Origin of the sequence: Chryseobacterium barbadense (assembly GCF_042849955.1) — a bacterium.
GTDB lineage: Bacteria > Bacteroidota > Bacteroidia > Flavobacteriales > Weeksellaceae > Chryseobacterium.
In genome coordinates this window covers 1-17,118 of the sequence record NZ_BAAFHL010000007.1, presented here as the reverse complement: position 1 = coordinate 17,118, position 17,118 = coordinate 1, and the positions used below count along the sequence as shown (strand labels likewise).

The 17,118-nt window shown below is 37.3% G+C and carries 11 protein-coding genes; 9 read left to right on the top strand and 2 right to left on the bottom strand.

Translation table 11 applies throughout. The features are described 5' to 3' along the window. Positions 1–255, top strand: coding sequence for a SemiSWEET transporter (locus ACGHIN_RS05300; protein ID WP_390451472.1), 255 nt, complete (start codon positions 1–3; stop codon positions 253–255). Between the two features lie 50 nt (positions 256–305). Here the strand turns inward: ACGHIN_RS05300 and ACGHIN_RS05295 are convergent, their stop codons facing one another. Together ACGHIN_RS05295 and ACGHIN_RS05290 are read right to left on the bottom strand one after the other, a co-directional pair. Further along, on the bottom strand, positions 306–743 hold the full coding sequence (locus ACGHIN_RS05295) for an META domain-containing protein (RefSeq protein ID WP_390451471.1): 438 nt from the start codon (positions 741–743) through the stop codon (positions 306–308). Between the two features lie 24 nt (positions 744–767). Then, on the bottom strand, positions 768–1,166 hold the full coding sequence (locus ACGHIN_RS05290; protein WP_390451470.1) for a hypothetical protein: 399 nt from the start codon (positions 1,164–1,166) through the stop codon (positions 768–770). A 321-nt stretch (positions 1,167–1,487) separates the two neighbouring features. On the opposite strand from ACGHIN_RS05290, the gene ACGHIN_RS05285 reads away from it, so the two are divergent. From ACGHIN_RS05285 to ACGHIN_RS05250, 8 genes are all read left to right on the top strand, one after another. After that, the gene (locus tag ACGHIN_RS05285; RefSeq protein ID WP_390451469.1) at positions 1,488–1,856 is read left to right on the top strand and encodes a hypothetical protein; all 369 of its coding nucleotides are present in this window, start codon (positions 1,488–1,490) and stop codon (positions 1,854–1,856) included. Between the two features lie 140 nt (positions 1,857–1,996). Further along, positions 1,997–3,079, top strand: coding sequence for an efflux RND transporter periplasmic adaptor subunit (locus ACGHIN_RS05280; RefSeq protein WP_390451612.1), 1,083 nt, complete (start codon positions 1,997–1,999; stop codon positions 3,077–3,079). 20 nt (positions 3,080–3,099) lie between these two features. Then, positions 3,100–6,291, top strand: coding sequence for an efflux RND transporter permease subunit (locus tag ACGHIN_RS05275; protein ID WP_390451468.1), 3,192 nt, complete (start codon positions 3,100–3,102; stop codon positions 6,289–6,291). After that, positions 6,272–7,720, top strand: coding sequence for a TolC family protein (locus ACGHIN_RS05270; protein ID WP_390451609.1), 1,449 nt, complete (start codon positions 6,272–6,274; stop codon positions 7,718–7,720). The genes ACGHIN_RS05275 and ACGHIN_RS05270 overlap by 20 nt, the downstream gene beginning before the upstream one ends. A gap of 222 nt (positions 7,721–7,942) precedes the next feature. Further along, on the top strand, positions 7,943–9,493 hold the full coding sequence (locus ACGHIN_RS05265) for a T9SS type A sorting domain-containing protein (RefSeq protein ID WP_390451466.1): 1,551 nt from the start codon (positions 7,943–7,945) through the stop codon (positions 9,491–9,493). A gap of 9 nt (positions 9,494–9,502) precedes the next feature. Next, a complete protein-coding gene (locus ACGHIN_RS05260) occupies positions 9,503–12,937 on the top strand; it encodes a hypothetical protein (protein ID WP_390451464.1) in 3,435 nt (1,144 codons plus the stop codon). 5 nt (positions 12,938–12,942) lie between these two features. Further along, positions 12,943–16,548, top strand: a complete 3,606-nt coding sequence (locus ACGHIN_RS05255) for a DUF6443 domain-containing protein (protein ID WP_390451462.1) — start codon at positions 12,943–12,945, stop codon at positions 16,546–16,548. Continuing rightward, the gene (locus tag ACGHIN_RS05250; RefSeq protein WP_390451460.1) at positions 16,529–16,960 is read left to right on the top strand and encodes a hypothetical protein; all 432 of its coding nucleotides are present in this window, start codon (positions 16,529–16,531) and stop codon (positions 16,958–16,960) included. The genes ACGHIN_RS05255 and ACGHIN_RS05250 overlap by 20 nt, the downstream gene beginning before the upstream one ends. Positions 16,961–17,118 lie beyond the last annotated feature (158 nt).

Here is a 17,118-nt window from a genome sequence, read left to right as displayed (position 1 = left end):
ATGAATGAAAATATACTAGGAATTATAGCAGGGATACTCACTTCCGCCTCAATGGTACCCCAGCTTTTGAAAGTCCTGAAAGAAAAAAATGTTGAGGACCTTTCTTGGGTGATGCTGTTGGTTCTGATCACCGGTGTCTCTTTATGGGTATGGTACGGAATTATGAAAGAAGAGTGGCCGATCATATTATCGAATGCCTTTTCCGTACTTCTCAATAGTACGCTTTTGGTCTGCTATTTCATCTACAAAAAATAAACTTGGGCTTTTACGTAGTAAAAGCCCAAGTTTATATATATAGAAGGTTATTATTCCTGAAGAGTAAACTTAGCCAAAGGAGCCATTTTAGCTTTATTCAGTGTAAGCGTATTTCCACTTACAGAATAGTTATCGGCAGCCAGTAAAGCCTGGGTAAACATACGTTCAGTTTCCAGATCTTCGCAGGCAATCATGGTAGACATTCCCTGGTTGAATTTGATGCGCATCACATCCGGCTTAATTTCGAAAGTACCTCCTACGCCATTACATCCGGCATGTCCGGAATATCGCATATCTGCCATATTCAACGAAAAATAAGGATTGTTTTTTGGATCATGGAGAGTGATAGGTTTTCCGTTTAGCTCAGTAAGTTTCCAGGTTTTTCCGGTAATATCAGTGGAGCTATTTGCAGGTGGAGTAGTCGTCTTGCACGAAACAAGCATAATAGCCACAAACAATAGGGCTAAATAACTATATAGTCTTTTCATATTTGAATATTTAAAATGAATAAATTAATAAGATGCCATCTTAGCAGAAGCACGTTCCTTTCCGTTGTGTTTATAATGGAATAAAACCATATCTACATTTTTTTTCAGGAAGGTAATATTGCCTCTGATATCAGAATACTGATATTCTGCATTGGACGCTGTATATTCTGGTAAATCCTCATTTCTTTTCAGCTCATACGTTTTGCCTCCCAAATGTATCGTTACCGTGTTTTCGGTTTCATTAATGGTAACCTCCATCTGATCACCGAAGTTATCTGTGAAAACCTCTTTAGTGATTTTGTCATCTTTTACGGAATTAGGTTGAACCTCAGTAAGAGATTCGGTTTCCTTGACGGGCTGCTTACACGCTGTTACAGAAAGTACAGCCAGGCTGATAATAATTGTTGATACTAATTTTTTCATAGTGATAAGTGATTAAGTGTGTCATGAAATAGTGTTAATGTTGTATAAATTTACAAATATTTTTAATGTATATGTGTTAAATTTTGATAAATTAATTAAATCTCAATATTTGATTGTAAATATGACCATTGAAAAAGGTGTCGAAATACTATCTTAAATGAATAGAAAAATCTGGAAGAAAATAGCAAAAGAAATGATTTTCCTTTAACCATGCCCATTCAGCTTATTTAAAGGAAAGTTAAACTTTGTTAATCTGCATATAAGTATTAAGATCTACATGTAGATTTGCATCTTCAAATGAGAAACATTATATTATATTTTTTGACCAGTTTATTTCTGCTATTTGTGGTAGAAAGCAAAATAAGTGTCAAAACGCTCCGTAATGACTACAATGGTCATGTTTCTCATCATCTGCCTAAAAAGGCAAACCGACTGAATCAAACGTATGAAAAAATCTCTGTTCAGCAAAAAGTGGATGATATAGATGTCACCTATTCGTTGGAACTTGCAGAAGATGATTTTCAATTGTCAGATACTTTTCAGACCATTGTTGTTTTTGCCAGTGTTTTCAGTCTGATATATATTTTCGGGCTGCAAAATAAAAAGCGCCTGAAATCCTCCATACATGGCTTAATTTTCAATTTTCTCCATGTAAAGAGATTCATTCTGATTCGTTCTATCAGAATTTAAAATTGCTTTTCCCGGTTTTACCTTCTACTCATGTCTTGAGTGGAATATGCTGTGTTGTGAAATAATCATTACTCCTTTCACAAACACGTCTCAAATTAATTTTCAATTAACATTAACGATTTATATACTCTGGAATTATGATGAAAAGAGTTATCTCAAGCATGATGCTTAGCACCCTCTTGTTATTGGGTGCATGTAACGGCAAAAAAGAAGAAAAAGAAGAAGAAGCGGTTTATCCCGTTACTTCACCCGTCAAAATGGATACAGTAATCAACAAGGAATACGTGGCGCAGATCCAATCTGTGAAAAATATTGAAGTTCGCGCCCAGGAAAAAGGATTTCTTGAAAAGATCTATGTGGATGAAGGTCAATACGTCCATGCAGGGCAAACATTATTCAGAATTATGCCTCAGTTGTATCAGGCAGAATTGATGAAAGCGAAAGCCGAAGTGGAGCAGGCTTCCATAGAATTAAAAAATGCAACCACGCTGGCCAATAACAATGTGGTTTCCAAAAACGAAAAAGCAATGGCAAAAGCTAAGCTTGATGCTGCCAATGCAGAAATGAAACTGGCTCAGATCCACTTATCATTTACCGATATTAAAGCGCCATTTTCAGGAGTTATCAACAGAATTCCTTTGAAATTGGGAAGTCTTGTAGATGAAGGAGATTTATTGACCTCCCTGTCAGATAATACCAATATGTACAGCTATTTTAATGTTTCGGAACCGGAATATCTGAGCTATCAGACGCATATCAATGACAGAGGAAGCAATCAGGTAACATTGGTGATGGCCAATGGAGAAGATTTTCCTCAAAAGGGAGAAATTCAGACCATTGAAGGTGAATTCGATAATGAAACAGGAAATATTGCTTTCAGAGCTAAATTCCCAAATCCGGACAAATTGTTGAGAAACGGGGAAACCGGAAAAGTACGAATGACGTTACCGCTTAAAAACGCTTTGATTATCCCACAGAAGGCGACTTATGAAATTCAGGATCAGAAATACGTTTTTGTAATCGATAAAAACGGTGTTGCCCAATCTAAAAATATAAAAGTGGCTTATGAGCTTCCTGATCTTTACGTAGTGGCTTCAGGACTCTCCGAGGGTGATAAGATTCTTCTGGAAGGCGTTCAAAAAGTAAAAGATGACCAGAAAGTAAAAACAAAACCTCAGGATCCGAGAAAAGTTCTTCAATCATTAAGATTAAAAGCAGAGTAGGACTCATTAAATGAAGCAGTATGTTTAAAAAATTTATTCGCAGACCCGTTCTGTCTATCGTTATCTCTCTGATTATCGTATTTATGGGAATCTTGTCACTGGTAAAATTGCCGGTTACCCAATTTCCGTCTATTTCACCGCCTAAAGTAAATATCACCGCAGAATATCCCGGAGCCAACAACGAATTATTAATCAAATCGGTGGTGATTCCACTCGAAAGAGGTCTTAATGGAGTACCAGGCATGAAGTATATGACTTCCGATGCCGGAAACGACGGAGAAGCATCCATCCAGGTGGTATTTGACTTAGGAACCGATCCAAATGTAGCCGCAGTAAATGTTCAGAACCGAGTATCTTCCGTGGTGAATAAGCTTCCGCCGTTGGTAGTGCGTGAAGGGGTGAAAATCACTCGTGAAGAACCTAATATGTTGATGTATATTAATTTATACAGTGATGATCCCAAAGCCGATCAGAAATTCCTTTTCAACTATGCAGATATCAATGTCATGTCCGAATTGAGAAGAGTAAGCGGAGTTGGTTTTGCAGATATCCTGGGAACAAGGGAATATGCCATGCGTATCTGGCTTAAACCGGATAGGTTAACCGCATACAGTATTTCGGCAGATGAAGTGATGGAAGCGTTAAATGCGCAGAGTTTGGAAGCTTCTCCGGGTAAAACAGGAGAAAGTTCAGGAAAAAGATCCCAGTCATTTGAATATATCTTAAAATATCCGGGTCGTTTCAATAATGAAAAAGATTACGGAAACATTATCCTTAAGGCAAAATCAGACGGAGAATTCATCAGGTTAAAAGATGTAGCTGATATAGAATTCGGGTCTTCCATGTATGACATTTATTCTACATTGAATGGAAAGCCTTCTGCTGCGATCACGGTAAAACAGTCTTACGGCTCCAATGCAAGTGACGTTATCAAAAATGTAAAAACGTTGATGGCTGAATTACAGAAAACCACTTTCCCCAAAGGAATGCACTATGATATCAGTTATGACGTATCAAGATTCCTGGATGCATCCATTGAAAAAGTAATTCATACTTTATTTGAAGCATTTATTTTGGTAGCCATTGTGGTATTCCTATTTTTAGGAGACTGGCGCTCTACATTGATTCCGGCTATTGCAGTTCCCGTTTCATTGATCGGTACTTTTGCTGTAATGTCCGCTTTCGGAATCACTTTAAATATGATTTCGCTCTTTGCTCTTGTAATGGCAATTGGGGTCGTGGTAGATGATGCTATTGTTGTGATTGAAGCAGTTCATGCCAAGATGGAAGAAAAACATCTTTCACCATTAAAAGCAACAGAAGAGGCGATGCACGAGATCAGTGGAGCAATTATCGCAATTACCTTGGTAATGGCATCTGTATTCATTCCGATTGCATTTATGTCTGGTCCGGTTGGGGTTTTCTATCGTCAGTTCTCCATTACAATGGCTTCTGCGATTATCCTTTCAGGGGTAGTAGCATTAACCTTAACTCCTGCATTATGTGCTTTAATCTTAAAAAATAACCACGGAAAAGCGAAGAAAAGAACCCCGATTACTATTTTCCTGGATAAATTTAACAGCTTATTTACAAAAGGAGCAGGAAAATATGAAGGAATGCTGAATAAAACCGTGAAGAAAAAAACAATTACGCTTCCGCTATTATTAGCTTTCTGTGCATGTACATTCTTTTTAAGCAATTCCCTTCCATCAGGATTTATTCCGGCAGAAGACCAGGGAATGATCTACGCAATTATCCAGACACCACCGGGTTCAACGTTGGAAAGAACGAATCAGATTGCTAAGGAATTATTAAGAGAATCTGAAGACATTGATGGTGTACAATCTGTTTCTTCATTGGCAGGTTATGAAATTCTTACGGAAGGTACAGGTTCCAATTCCGGCACTTGTCTGATCAACCTTAAAAGCTGGGAAGATCGTAAAGAATCTGCCGCGGAAATTATTGAAAAGCTGGAAGAAAAAGCCAAAAATATTCCCGGAGCCAATATAGAATTCTTCCAGCCTCCATCCATTCCGGGTTATGGTGCGGCAGGTGGTTTTGAACTTCGTTTGCTGGATAAAGCAGGAAGCGGAGACTATCATAAAATGGAACAGGTAAGTAATGATTTCGTAAAAGAATTGAAAAAACGTCCTGAACTAGGTTCAGCGTTTACCTTCTATTCCGCAAGTTTCCCTCAATATATGTTGAGAGTAGATAATGATCTTGCTGAACAAAAAGGCGTAACCATTGAAAATGCGATGGATAATTTATCAACATTGATAGGTTCGAATTATGAGACGAGTTTCATTCGTTTTGACAGACCTTATAAAGTAATTGTTCAGGCAGGTCCACAATATCGTGCATTGCCAAGTGATTTATTGAAACTGTATGTGAAAAATGATAAAGATCAAATGGTTCCGTATTCAGATTTCATGCATTTGGAAAAGGTGTATGGTTTATCAGAGTTCACGAGACATAATATGTATAATTCATCCGAGGTAAGTGGAACTCCTGCACCGGGTTACAGCTCCGGACAGGCCATTGCAGCCATTAAAGAAGTGGCAGATAAAACACTTCCAAGAGGTTTTGGTATCGACTGGGCAGGGATTTCTAAAGATGAAGTAAACCGTGGAAACGAGGCTGTATATATTTTTCTGGTGTGTTTAGGTTTCGTGTATCTGATTCTTTCCGCACAGTATGAAAGTTTCATTCTTCCATTGCCGGTAATACTTTCTTTACCAACGGGGATTTTCGGAGCATTCTTGTGTTTAAAATTATTAGGATTAGAAAATAATATTTATGCTCAGGTTGCTATGGTTATGTTGATCGGGCTTTTAGGGAAAAATGCCGTATTGATTGTTGAATTTGCCGTACAGAAGAAAGCTGAAGAAGGAATACCGGTAGCACAGGCTGCCATTGAAGGAGCGGCGATCCGTTTCCGTCCGATCTTAATGACCTCATTTGCTTTCATCGCAGGTTTGATCCCATTGGTCATGGCAACAGGACCGGGAGCGATCGGTAACCGAACCATTGGTACAGCTGCTGCCGGAGGAATGCTGATCGGAACCATTTTCGGATTAATGATCATTCCGGGGTTATATTACATCTTCGGAACGATTGCGGAGAAATCAAGATTGGCAAGATACGAAGAAGAGAATCCTTTAACTGAACAAACTGAACCTTATCAACATGATGGAAAATTTGAAGACTAGAAATATGATCACAGCCATTGCCTTATCGCTTGTTTTAGCAAGCTGTAAGGCTCCGATGGCAACAGTTATAAAAGACGAGGTGAAGGAAAATGTACCTCAAAACTTTAATCAGCAGGATCAGGGTGATGCCAATAACAACAGTGGTACCACTCCGTGGAGGCAATTCTTCACGGATCCGAACCTGGTTGCGCTGATTGAAACTGCTTTAAAGAACAACCAGGAACTCATGATCACCTTACAGGAGATTGAGATCGCCAAAAGTGGTGTTTTAGCAAAAAAAGGGAAATTAACTCCAACGGTTTCTGCAGGAATCGGAGCTGGAGTAAAAAAAGCAGGACGTTATACGAGCGAAGGAGCAGGTGATGCAACGACGGAAATAGAACTTGGAAAAGAAATGCCGGATCCGCTTGGTAATTTCGAGGGTGGATTGATGGCCAATTGGGAAATTGATATCTGGAAAAAGCTCAGAACGGAAAAAGAAGCGGCAGTAGCTCATTATCTTTCCACAGTTGAAGGTAAAAATTTTGTTCTTTCAAGCTTAATAGAAGAAGTTGCTGAGAACTACTATGAATTACTGGCGTTGGATAATCAGTTGGATATTATTCAGCAATACATCAAGCTGCAGCAAAAAGCTTTGGAAATTTCAAAGATTCAGAAAGAAGCTGCAGCAGCCACTGAATTGGCAGTAAAAAAGTTTGAAGCGGAGTTAGCCAAATCAAAAGCAACGGAATATACCATCCGTCAGGAAATTACCGAAAAAGAGAATCAGATCAATGCTCTTTGCGGTCGTTATCCACAACCGATTGTGAGAACTAAGGAAAACTTTATGTCAACGATTCCGCAAACTGTGTATACAGGAATTCCATCACAGCTATTGGCCAACCGTCCTGATATTAAACAGGCAGAATTAGAATTAAAAGCAGCGAAACTTGATGTGGAAGCGGCAAGAAAAGAGTTTTATCCTTCATTGGAAATTTCCGCCACATTAGGATTGGAAGCATTTAAACCTTCTTATCTTGTAAAACTTCCGGAATCAATGGCTGCAAGTTTAGCCGGGGAATTAGCCGGACCTTTAATTAATAAAAGCGCAATTAAAGCTAATTTCCAAACAGCAGATGCAAGACAGATTCAGGCCTTGTACGAATATGATAAAACGATTTTGAATGCTTATCTGGATGTGGCTAATCTGATGTCAAAAGTTAAAAATATTGATCAGTATTACCAGTTAAAATCTCAGGAAACTCATGCTTTGGAACAGTCCATTGATATTGCCAATCAGTTATTCCGGAATTCCAGAGCAGATTATCTGGAGGTCTTATTAAACCAGAGAGATGCATTAGATGCTAAGATGGAACTGGTTGAAGCAAAAGAAAAACAACTAAGTACAGTGGTTGATATTTACAAAAGCCTGGGAGGCGGATGGAAATAATTCAGAGGAATTATTAAAGTTAATTGAGGAGCTTGATTTGTAAGAATCAAGCTTTTTTTATAACGACAAGTTTTGTCGTTATATCGTCATATTTTTGCTGTGTTGATATAATGTAATTTATATTAAATCTAATTAATGAAATTTTAATACGTGCTAAAATTTGTTAAATTTGTAAGATTTTATTAATAAACACTAGTATTAACTTTTAAATACACAAGATAGATGAAAAAAATCTACATGAGTGCACTTTTCTTATGCACTACTGCTGTGCTGTATTCTCAAAATGTCCTATGGCAGAAAGATATCAAATCCAATACTCAGGATTTTCTTTCACAAGTAACCACAACCATTGACGGACAGTATCTTATTTCAGGAAGCAGTATTCAGGCTTCAAAACAAACTGAAAACAAACAAAATAATGGTTACGATTTCCATTTGGTTAAGTTAAATGGGCAGGGAGAAGAAGTCTGGGAAAAATACTTTTCAGGACAGAACCATGATTTCCTTTCCGCTGTGGTGAATACCCAGGAAGGAGGTTTTCTTCTGGCTGGAACTTCCTATTCAGGAAAAAGCCTTGATAAGAAAGAGGATTCCAAAGGCGGATCAGATGTATGGCTCATCAAAATCAATGAATTCGGGGAAGAACAGTGGCAGAAAACCTTAGGTACTGCCTCCGATGAAGAAGCCAGAGCCGTGATTCAAACGACAGACTTAGGCTATTTTGTGGCAGGAAATGTTCAGAACTCCTCTAAAGGTTATGGCTCTAAAGATATATGGGTTATCAGACTGGATAAGACAGGAAAACAGGCTTCTGAACTGATAATGGGCGGAAAAGGACTGGATGAAGTGGAGAAAATGATTCCCACCAAAGATGGTGGTGCTTTATTAGGGATCTATTCCAGAAGTAGCATTGGAGGATCAAAGAAAACTGAAAACTATGGTGAAGGCGATTACTGGATCATTAAGCTTAGTAAAGATGGAAAAGTGGAATGGGAAAAGAACTTTGGAGGAAAAGCCGATGATCACTTAAGAACTTTGGCTTTAACTTCTGCAGGATATTTAATTGGTGGAGAATCCAGATCAGAAAGATCAGGAAACAAAAGTACAGGGATAGAAGAAGGAACCGACTTATGGTTGATTTCCTTAAATGAAAGAGGTGAAGAAATCTGGCAGAAATCCTACAACTTCAAGAACAGGGATGTATTAATGGGGATGAGCACCATCAACAACCTGTCAAATGACAACCAACAACTAACAACTAAAGGAATCCTGTTAGGTGGTTATACCCAGGCAGAAGGAAGAATAGAAAGTGATGATGAGACGTTCTGGATGCTGTATCTGGATCAGGAAGGAAAGGAACAGTGGAGAAAGCATGTGAAGGGAGAATCCAGAAAGAAGGAAGAAAGACTTTCAGATATCAAGCTCAACAGGGACGGTTCTATTATACTGGCAGGAACCAGTGCGGAGGAATTAGGAAAGGAGAACTGGAAGATTGTGAAGCTGGGAGACGGACAGATTGATCAATTGATTGAGAAGCAGGACATCAGAGTCTATCCGAACCCTGTATCGGATTACACGTATGTAGAAATTGGCTATGAGTTTAAGGAGGCGGATATCTTGTTGTATGATATGAGTGGTAAGCTGTTACAACAAACTAAGACCAAGAACAAGGTGACTAAGATCAATACACAGCCTTTGATTCAAGGAGCTTACCTGATCACAATAAAAACAGATACCAATAAAAACGCAAGTGCGAAAATTATTAAGAAATAAACACGAATCATGAAAAAGAATATATCAATTTTATTATTAAGCTGTATCGCACATTTTGTAAGTGCCCAGGCGGAAGGAGAAAAAAGCTATGTCGGAAATATTAATGAAATGTTTCCCGCTGCCCCTACGTCTAATAATTTAATGAAATTTGAAGAAGTACCTGTAAGTTACTATACAGGAATACCGGACATTAATATTCCTTTAGTTAATATTCCTACAAATAATAAGAATGTAAATATAAATGTCCAGCTTAAATACCATCCATTAAATGCAAAACCAGATGACAGGTCAGGAGAAACTGGGTTAGGCTGGAGTTTAATTGCAGGAGGAACAATATCCAGAACTGTGAGAGGAGGTGGTCCGGATGAAAAGAACAGAACCGTTCCATCCTCTGTCTCGCCTAAAATGAAGTATGGAATTTATAATCATTTTTATAATCCCACTCATAAAATTATTAATAATGATTATTCATTTAATTTCAATGATTATACATATGATGCAGGAATAGGAAAGTTTGATACGGAATATGACCTGTATCAATATAATTTCATGGGACAATCAGGAAGGTTTTATGTGATAAAGAATCTGGATGGAACATATACTGCTGAAAAACTAGATAAGAACAACCTCAAGATCATTTGCAGTACAGATGCAACTACAGGAGTTATCAATTCTTTTACCATCACAGATGATAAGGGGATTAAGTATATTTTCAACGCCATGGAAAGGTCTCAAAAAGATATTACTCTCGTGAAAATAGGCTTAACAACCGGGAATGGGAATCCAATTCCAAGTGTAGAAATAGGAGATTATTACACTTCCTTTCATTTAGTGAAAATTAATGATCAAAGCAATGTTAATCTGGCAGAGTTTAAATATGATCTCGCATCCCAGGTGAAATTTCAGGAAACCCCTACTGCGACTAGCAGGTTTGCAAAAAATGTTAACTATATCAACAACTCAGCAGGACAGACAGGAGGCCAACAGATAAACCCGGATAGCAGTTTACCAGGCGCTTTTGAAAGACAAATGGTACATAACACTTCTCAAACACGTTTATTGACCAGTATTGATGTAAGAGGAAGAGGAACTGTATATTTGAACTACGAGCAAGGAAGACAAGATTTCAATTATACAGAGCCAGCCAATTTATATAAACTAAAATCCGTACAAAGTAATTACTGGGGGCAAGCATCTTCACAATATACTGATAAATACGTTTTGGATTATGATTATTCTAATATTAATTTTCAGGCATATAACGGAAATCAGTTGCTAAAGAAAATGTTACTGAAAAAAGTAACCAAAATTTCCCCAAGTAATCAAAACTCTGAATATCTTCTGGAATATAACGAGAATAATTCTTCCTTGAAAAAGGATGGCTGGGGATATTATGAAGTTTCAGGTCTGAGTTTAAATAATGATATTGCTACTGATGTCATAAAATCTATTACCTACCCTACCAAAGGTAAAGTAGTGTTTAATTTTGATGAAAATGAATACAGCTATTACCCGACGGAGAATGATCTTATGATACCTATAGCGGGACATAATGTAACTAACAATTTTGATTCAACAATCAGTTTTTTACAGTTCAGTCCGGCTAAGCAACAGTTCTTTACCATTCAGTCAGCCCAGACGGTTAACCTTGATCTATTTTTAGGAAATCTGATCTATTTTAACTGGCAATTCAAAATCTATAAGAAAAATGCTGATGGGACCTTTTCACCGGCAGTATATGAATTTGGTTATAATGCACAAACCTGTAACAAGGTTCAGCCGCCAGCGTGTTTTGTTGTGAATCCTAATCCTGACGGACATGTAATATCAGAGTTTTATAAAAGCGTTTATCTGGAACCGGGGATTTACTATGCTTCGCTGACGGGGGATTTCGGGCCATCAAATCCTGATCAGACAGGAGATACTTTTATTGCCCATACTACGGAAACCACTTACGTAGATGTTAAAGTTAAAAAAGGGGGTGGAATCAGAATTAAAGATATCGCTTATTTTGAAAACCCTGCTTCAGGTATAGCATCAAAAAAATATGTATATAACTACACTAACCTGGATGATCCCCAAAGAAGCAGCGGTGCCTTAGTTTTTCCTGAACCTTTATTTAGGCTTGCCAGCTCTTATTCCTACCGGGATAAATATAATAATTTCATGATATCTTACAGCGCAGAGTTTGATATCACTACAGATTATAATATCCTTCCAGTTCAAAAAACACAAGGGGCTGATGTGGGATATAAATATGTGAGTGTAGAGCAGGTAGATACCAGTAATAACAAAAAAGGAAAAGCGGTTTATAAATTCAGATCTCCTCTTGATTATCCAAATGAAGAAACTGTTATCGTTCAATTAAATCCTATTCCTATATCAAATCAGGATTATTTAAGAGGGCAACTAATTTCTGAGAAAAAATACGACGCAGGCAATAATCTATTATCAGAAATAATCACAGACTACACAACTACAGCCTACCAAAAAAATGACGGGGTTAAATTAAAAGACAATTATGCTGATAATATGATCTCTGAACTTTTTTCTTTCTATAATTATCAGGATATGGTTAATCAAATAGGAGTTGGTGTTGCTTTGGCTAGTCCATACAAGCACTTTGAAAAATTTGGAGTAACATTGCCGACACAAAAAATCGAAAAATCGTACTTCTATAAAAATGGTGCTCAGAGTTCTATATCATCTACAACTAATAATGTATATAATTCTAATGATTACCCTACTTCAATCACCCAAAGTTTTCAGGATGGAAGCATTACTGTAATCAATAATAAGTATGCTACAGAAAAAACAAATCAAAGGTTAATCGATGCCAATATGATTGGCTTTCCATTAGAAATCGAAGTTAAAAACAATGACAAGGTAATTAAGAAAGAGGAAACGCTATATAATAACCTTTCTAATTTCTTGCCTAGCTCGGTATTATTGATGGATATCCAAAGCGGCTCAATGTCAACGGAAGTAACGTACGATAAATATGATGATAAAGGGAACTTGCTTCAATATACAACTAAAGATGGTATACCTGTAGCGATAATATGGGGGTATAATCAAACCCAGCCTATTGCAAAAGTAGAAGGAGCAACCTATGATCAGCTTGTGCATTCAGGACTTATCCCAGCTATTGTATCCGCTTCTGATACAGATGCTTCAGCAGGGGCTAATAATGATGAAACGACATTCTTATCTGCTTTAGATTCGTTTAGGAATCATTCTTCATTGTATCGTTATCAAATAAGCACCTATTCATATGATCCGCTTATTGGGGTAAGAAGTATCACTGCTCCTGCAGGAGTTAAGGAAATTTATATCTATGATACAGCCAATAGACTGAAAGAAATTAAGCAAGAAGAAAAAGATGCTGGTGGAAATTTAGTCTATAAAACAGTAAAAGAATTCAAATACAATTACAAAAACTAAGGATGATGAAAAAAAGAATAATTCTATTAAGCAGTTTTTTGGCAGCAGGTTGGACGTTTGCCCAGACTTCACCAAGCAGCACCGAAAACTATGTATATACCAAGACCTATTTATCAGATCCAACAGCAGGAACTCCCAAAACCTCTGAAACTGTTCAGTATTTTGACGGACTGGGAAGAGCCAAACAGGTAGTAAACGTAAAAGCTTCCCCCACAGGAAAAGATGTGGTCACACCTTTTGTTTATGATGGATTCGGAAGACAGACAAGAGAATATCTTCCCGTACCCCAATCTGGGACTCAAAACGGACAAATCTACACCCAAACATCTGGAATGGTTGCTTTTCCAGTAACCGATGTCACGAATATCTATAACGGAGAAAAAATCTATTCTGAAAAACAACTGGAAAACTCACCACTGGACAGGATCCAACAACAAATCCAGGTAGGAAATGACTGGAGTACCAAACCTATGAAGTTTGAATATGATGCTTGCATGGTAGCTGATGGAGTGAGAAAATTTACCACCTCTACGACTTGGGAGAATGGCGCTACCAAAACCGTACTCGGAGAGAACTGGCTGTATACCGACGGGCAGCTGTATAAAAACACCGTAACGGATGAAGATGGTAATAAAACCATAGAGTTTAAGAATGGAGAAGGACAGACTATTCTGGTAAGAAAAGTGTTAAGTTCCACAGAAAATGCCGATACCTATTATGTGTATAATGAGTACAACCAGCTGGCTTATGTTCTTCCTCCACTGGCCAGCATGCGTGGAGATATTGTTTCTAATACTGTGAAGCATGATGAACTCTGTTACCAGTACCGTTATGATGGCAAAAACAGGTTGGTGGAAAAGAAACTTCCAGGGAAAGGTTGGGAATATATGGTGTACGACAGACAAGATCGATTAGTTGCTACGCAGGATGCCAATTTAAGAGCACAGAATCAATGGTTATATACTAAATATGACCAGTTCGGAAGGGTTGCTTTTACGGGAATTGCTACAGGTTCTTCAAGAAATGATGAGCAGACTTTGGCTAATGTTTATGGTAGCAATAATGTTAAAAGAACCAATTTCGTGTTCTTTAATAGAGAAGGAATGGATGTGTATTATGATCCTAACAGCACTTATCCGGAACTTAATTGGGTAAAACTATTATCAGTAAATTATTATGATACCTATCCTTCCTACAGCTTTAATCCTGCTTTCCCGGGAACCATTTACGGAAAACAAACTTTAACAGATGATCCAGCTTCCACAGGAAAAAGCACTAAAAGTTTACCTGTAATGACTTTTGTGAAAAATATTGAGGATGATAATTGGACAAAGACTTATAACTATTATGATCTGAAAGGAAGAGCAATAGGCTCACACTCCATCAACCATTTGGGAGGATATACCAGAACAGAATCTGATCTGGATTTTGCAGGCGTAGCTTTACAAACCAAAACCTATCATAAAAGGCTAAGCTCAGATACGGAAACAGTGATTACCGAAACTTTCGAATATGATAGCCAGAACAGGCTTAAAAAACATTATCATCAGGTAGACAGCCAACCTCAGGAATTATTGACAGAGAATACTTATAATGAATTATCCCAACTTTCCAATAAAAAGGTAGGAAACAATCTTCAGAGCATAGACTACGCTTACAACATCAGAGGATGGATGACTGATGTGAATAAAGATCAGATGGGCGTAACAGACTTAAATGGAAAACTGTTTTCTTATAAGATCAAATACAATCAAAAGGATGGAATTACTAATCCTGATCCTGTTCAGTTTTCAGGAAAAAATGTAATTCCAAGATTTAACGGGAACATTGCAGAAGTAGACTGGAGAGCGGTAGAAACCGTAGGGGTTAACCCTTCCCTGACACCAAAAAAATACGGCTATGCGTATGATGCCTTAAACAGGCTTACCGCAGGCTATTATCAGAATCCTGATAATCCGTACAGCAAGGAAAATACAGAATCTTTAACCTATGATTTGAACGGAAATATTACCAGCCTGTACAGGACTTCAACGATGGAATCGGGAAATACAACAGCTACCTTAATTGATAACCTGCAGTATACTTATGGCTCTGGCAACCGATTAACCCAACTCGATGATACTTCAGGAAATCCTTCAGGATATGAGGCATATTCTTCTTTCTCCAATACTATCAATTATGATCATAACGGGAATATGACCAATATGCCCGGAAAAAGGATTTCAGGAATACAGTATAATTTCCTTAATCTTCCTAATCAAATTGATCTAGACCTTGATTTTCCTTTCGGTGCGAGTCATCTTTACCGTGCAGACGGAGTAAAGGTGAAGAAAACAACAGTAAGTACAGTATCTGGACATAATACCATTACCACTACTACTGAGAATACAGATTATCTGGATGGATTCCAATATAAGCATACAGAAACAATTACTTCAGGTGGTGATCCGGGAGGAGGAGAAGAAGGACTGGCAGCATCTATGGAAACCAGTAGAGCAATGGAAATGCAGGCATACTCGGCAGAGAATCAACAAGTCTCATCCATGCCTCAAACTGCTAAAACATTAGACTTGCAGTTTTTCCCAACTTCGGAAGGGTTTTATGATTACATAAAAGATCAGTATATTTACCAGTATAAAGATCATTTAGGAAATATGAGGGTAAGTTTTGGAAGAAACAGCACAGGAGTTCTTGAAATTGTAGATGCTAATGATTACTATCCTTTTGGAATGAATCATTTGAATAGTGGCAATGCCTTCTTTGGAACAGGAAGTTATAAAGCTTACAAGTACAACGGAAAGGAACTGCAAGAGTCTGGAATGTATGATTACGGCGCAAGATTTTATATGCCGGATGTAGCAAGATGGGGAACGATAGACCCCTTAGCAGAGAAGATGACCCGTCATAGTCCTTATAATTATGCCTTTAATAACCCTATTCGTTTTATTGACCCAGATGGAAGACAAGGTAAAGACATACATATAACTGGAAGTAAGGCAGATGATGCTTTGAAAGAAATGCAAAAAGCTGCAGGCTCAGATATAACATTGTCAAGAGATTCAAAAACAGGAAATGTAACTTATGTCCAAAACTCTAAAGGAGCTTTAACAGGTAATGCAGCTAAAGTTGCTAATATTATAAATGATAAAACAGTAACAGTTGAATTGAAAGCAGAAAACTCTGTTGTTACAAGTACAGGAAAAAAATATATTGGAGGTGCTTTTATGGGTAACACAGTTTTGGCTAATGGCAATGTAGAGGCGGTTCAGGAAGTAAATCCAGATGTTTTGAAGAATCTATCTGATGCGAATAATAAACCAGGGGAAGGAATTTTACACGAGCTTACTGAAGGCTATGAAGGAGGCTTGTTGTCAAAAGCAAGTGGGGTTTCTTCTCCAGACTCATCAAGTCCTAACTCTATATATCCCCAAGCTCATACTGCTGCACATCCTCAACCAGGTATTATTACTATGTTAGTTGAAGAGGCAACTATGGGATTAATTTTCCCACCAAATAAGGTTCATCCTACTACACCAATTAATTCAATAATGTACGAATCTAATAACAAAACTATATTAAAAGTAAACTCAGATGGAACGCACACACCTTAATTCATTCTTGTTGTTAATCTTAATATCTATTGCACTCTCTTGTGGTCCAAGAAAAAATATCCAAACAAGTGATTTTTATAAAATTGAGAATATAGATTCTTTAAACAGTTATTATTTAGTTTACATAAAACATGATCAAAAAATATATAAAGTAATATCTAAAAAAGTAAAATCTACGTGCAATATAATTAAGATTAAGAATACATATCCTATGTTTATCTTAGAACCTTTAATAAAAGAGGGTGATTATATTTCACAGGATAGACCAGCGAATTATTTAGATTTTATACCTGATAAAATACAACTAGATGATTCGACCATTGTAATAAGAGATAAAGGAATGGATAATATATATAAAACTAACAATTTAAATGGATTATGTTACAAAGATTTGATTCCTAGGATAAAATAATAAAAGAAAAGCATTGATATAATAAAAACCCCTCGCAAAATGCGAGGGTAAGTTTTGGAAGAAACAGCACAGGAGTTCTTGAAATTGTAGATGCCAATGATTACTATCCTTTTGGAATGAATCATTTGAATAGTGGCAATGCCTTCTTTGGAACAGGA